General features: G+C 64.7%; 3 protein-coding genes. All 3 read left to right on the top strand.

Features of this window, described 5'->3' with window-relative positions; genetic code table 11:
• On the top strand, nt 1-1,008 hold a 1,008-nt coding region (gene mtrB / locus Q0O95_RS13485; RefSeq protein ID WP_293699702.1), incomplete at its 5' end, for an MtrAB system histidine kinase MtrB.
• The gene (locus tag Q0O95_RS13490) at nt 1,005-2,648 is read left to right on the top strand and encodes an LpqB family beta-propeller domain-containing protein (RefSeq protein WP_293699705.1); all 1,644 of its coding nucleotides are present in this window, start codon (nt 1,005-1,007) and stop codon (nt 2,646-2,648) included. The genes mtrB and Q0O95_RS13490, both read left to right, overlap by 4 nt.
• 200 nt (nt 2,649-2,848) lie before the next feature.
• Nucleotides 2,849-3,881: hemolysin family protein (locus Q0O95_RS13495; protein WP_293699707.1), on the top strand; the 1,033-nt coding region annotated here is incomplete at its 3' end.

Genomic DNA, 3,881 nt, shown 5'->3' on the forward strand with positions numbered 1-3,881 from the left:
CTCGAGAACGCCCAGGCAACGCTCGAGTTCACGCAGCTGACGATGGCGCTCGGCGGACTGGCCGTCGTCGTACTGATCGGACTCGTGACATGGATGGTCGTGCGGCTCGTCGTGGGGCCCGTTCGTGTCGCCGCCGAGGCGAGCGCCAGGCTCGCGGAGGGGGAGCTGGATGAACGCGTCCCCGTGCGAGGCGACGATGCGCTGGCAGCGCTCGGCCGCAACTTCAACACCATGGCAGATTCGCTGCAGCGGCAGATCGAGGATCTCGAGAAGCTGTCGACCGTGCAGCAACGATTCGTCTCCGACGTCTCGCACGAACTACGGACGCCGTTGACGACGATTCGACTCGCGGGCGGTGTCATCTACGCGCAGAGCGAAGGCTTCAACCCTGAGACGAGAAGGAGCGCTGAACTCCTCTACACCCAGATCGAACGGTTCGATACGCTGCTGGCCGACCTCATCGAATTGAGCCGCTTCGACGCGGGAGCCGTGATGCTCGAACTCGAACCCACCAACCTGGTGCAATTGGCGCAGAACGAGATGGACGCCGTGCAGCCGCTCGCCGACGACCGAGGCAGCGAGCTCGTGCTGGTTGCACCCGGCGGCCACCTGGAAACCGGAGTCGACCCTCGGCGAATACGACGCATCCTGCAGAATCTGCTCGGCAACGCGATCGATCACGGTGAGGGGAAGCCGATAGAGGTCATCGTCGATTCGAACTCCTCGGCAACTGCGATTGCGGTGCGGGACCACGGTGTCGGCATGACGGAGGAGCAGTCCGCGGAGGTCTTCGGTCGGTTCTGGCGCGGAGATCCTTCTCGGCAGCGCAGCACGGGCGGTACGGGGCTGGGGCTTGCCATCAGCAGGGACGACGCGTCGCTGCACGGCGGTACGCTCGACGTGTGGTCGGCACCCGGTGAAGGGTCGATGTTCAGGTTGACTCTGCCGCGCGAAGACGCGACCGTCGTCGTGTCGCCCATCAGATTTCCAGGGGAGGGAACGGTGTGAAACGTGCACTAGCTCTCCTCGCGCTCGTCTCGCTGCTGTTGGTGGGCTGCGTCAGAATCCCGAGTTCGGGGCCCGTGACAGCGGCGGAAACGGGAGACATGCAGGATCGTGCCGGCGTCGAGTTCATCGCTGAGCCGCCCGGGACGGGCGCATCGCCAGAGGCGATCATCCTCGGCTTCCTGTATGCGGGCGTGAGCCCCGAAAACGATTACGAGGTTGCGAGGGAGTACCTTACCGACAGCGCGAGCACACTCTGGGATCCTGTCGCGAACGTGCGGGTCCGGTCGGGAGCTCCGCAGGTCTCGATGACGGACGAGAACTCCGGCGAGGTCGCTGTCACGCTCACCTCACGAGTCGACACGAGCGGCATCATGCACAGGGTCGAGGAGTCGACGCAGACCCTCTCGTTCAGCTTGACCCAGGTCGAGGGGGAGTGGCGCCTCGACGAAGTTCCCGAGGGCATCCTCGTGAGCTCGCTCCACTTCGAGGAGCTCTTCGAGGCGGTATCCGTACGGTGGTTCACGACAGACGGCGACTACTTCGTTCCCGACCTCCGGTGGTTCCCGGATGACCCGCAGACGCTGACGCGGGACATCGTCGACGCGCTCCTGGAAGGGCCGGCCTCGTGGTTGCAGAGTTCCGTGCTGCCCTCCGCTGCCGCAGGCGCAGAGCTTGTCGGCGATATCGCCGACCGACCGGGCGGTGGTCTCTCGTTGACCCTGAGCTCGGCGAGGCCGGGGTCGGTCACGACGCAGGAACTGTCGAGGTTCGCGCTGCAGGTACAGCGATCGACCGGTGCGGGAACTGTCGAAGTGCACGTCAGCGGTGCTGATGACGCAATAGGTCTCAGCTCCGAGGCTGAGGCTCCATCGATCGATTCGCTGTGGTCGAACCCGCTCGTCTACCGCGATGGGGAAGTGCGCGTTGCGCAGACGGACGGAGCCCTCATAACGGGGCTCGGTGAGCAGCTCCAAGAGCTCAGCGCAACGTCGTTCGCCCTTGTTCCGGGTACTGACAGCCCCCGCGTCGGTGCCGCGTACGCGCGTGGCGGCGGCATCCACTGGCTCGACGGGAACGCTGTGCGGCAGATCGGTGAGGATGCCGCGACCGATCCGTCCGTCGACCGTTTCCGCACCGTGTGGTGGGTCGATAATTCGGATGAACAGCTCGTGCACACCTGGGTCGACGGCGAGCACAACGCGTTCTCGGTCGAGCTTGGCGGCGAAAGCGTCTTCTCCGTCGAGATATCACCGGAAGGCTCGAGACTCGCCGTCATCACGGGAGGTCAGGGGAACGCGACGGTGCGACTCTTCGCGGTCGTGCGCTCGGGAGCGGCCCCGGAAGACCTGCGGCTGGGCCCCGAGATCTCCGCTCCCGGTGGGATTCCCGTCGATGTCACGTGGACGAGTCAGGATGCGCTCGCTGTCGTCTCGGCCGAGGAGGAGGAGACAGCAGTGCGACTGCTGAGCCTCGACGGCACGTTCGAATCGCTCAACCCGCCCTCCGGCGGCATCGTCGAGGTCGCTCTCGACCCCGGTGGCGGGATCCGGGCGCTCGAGGAGGGCGGCACGGTATTCGAGATGGCACCCGGGCGCACGACTTCTCTCCAGATCACGGACATCGAGTTCTTGATCTCCTGATCGACGGGTACTCGCGCACGGCTAGCTCGGGTACGATGTATCTACTTCAGACAGAGACACTCAGGAGTGTGAAGCCGGAAGATGGGGTCATCAGCCGACCCGCGGCCGTCATCTGACGACCCCGGCGATAGTTGTCTTCGAATACATACCCTCACGAGTCGATATGAACGGCTCAAACTCGCACAGGGGGTGACCCCTCTGTGATCCCGGCAGTGCTGACACTCCTGCTGGGCATCATTCTCGTGCTCGCGATCATCGCGGCGAACGGATTCTTCGTAGCCCAGGAGTTCGCCTACATGTCCGTCGACAGGTCTCGCCTGGGAGCACGTGCGGAAGCGGGCGATGTCGCGGCGAAGCGTGCACTGAAAGTGACACGGCGGACATCCTTCATGCTCTCCGGTGCGCAGCTCGGCATCACCGTCACGGGCCTGATGGTCGGGTATATCGCCGAGCCGCTGATCGGCGAGTCCGTAGGCGTCCTGCTGGGTGGCATCGATATCCCCGCCGCGGTCAGCGTCTCGGTGGGGACGGTTCTCGCGCTCGTGCTCGCCACCGTCGTGCAGATGGTCTTCGGAGAGCTGTACCCCAAGAACCTGGCGATCGCCGCGCCGGAGCCACTCGCGAGAGGGCTCGCGAGATCGACGCTGATCTATCTCACCGTGTTCGGATGGCTGATCGCGGTGTTCGATTTTCTCGCCAATGTTCTGCTCCGGCTATTGCGCGTGGAACCGGTGCACGATGTCGACACGAGCGCTTCCGCGGAGGATCTCAAACGAGCCGTCGCGGAATCGCGTGAAAGCGGTGACCTTCCCGCTGAGCTCTCGATCCTCATCGATCGTGTCCTGGACTTCCCGGAGGAGGACGCCGAACACGCGATGATTCCGAGGTCGAGGGTCGCGACGGTTTCGAACGAGACGACCATCGGTCGGCTGCGTGAGCTCATGGCTCACGCGCACAGTCGGTACCCCGTGATCGACGGTGACGGCGAGCCGATCGGCATTGTGCAGATCGTCGATCTGCTGCGCACCACCGGGTCGGACGACGACTCGGTCTTGCGCATCATGCGGGAGCCGCTCGTGGTGCCGGCGCTGATGGCACTTCCGAACGTGCTGGAAGAAATGATCCTTGCCCGAACTCAGCTCGCCTGCGTCGTCGACGAGTACGGGGGTTTCGCCGGCATCCTGACGACGGAGGACCTCGCGGAGGAGCTTGTCGGTGAGATCACCGACGAGC

The sequence above is a fragment of the uncultured Agrococcus sp. genome (assembly GCF_945915485.1).
Taxonomy (GTDB): Bacteria; Actinomycetota; Actinomycetes; order Actinomycetales; family Microbacteriaceae; genus Agrococcus.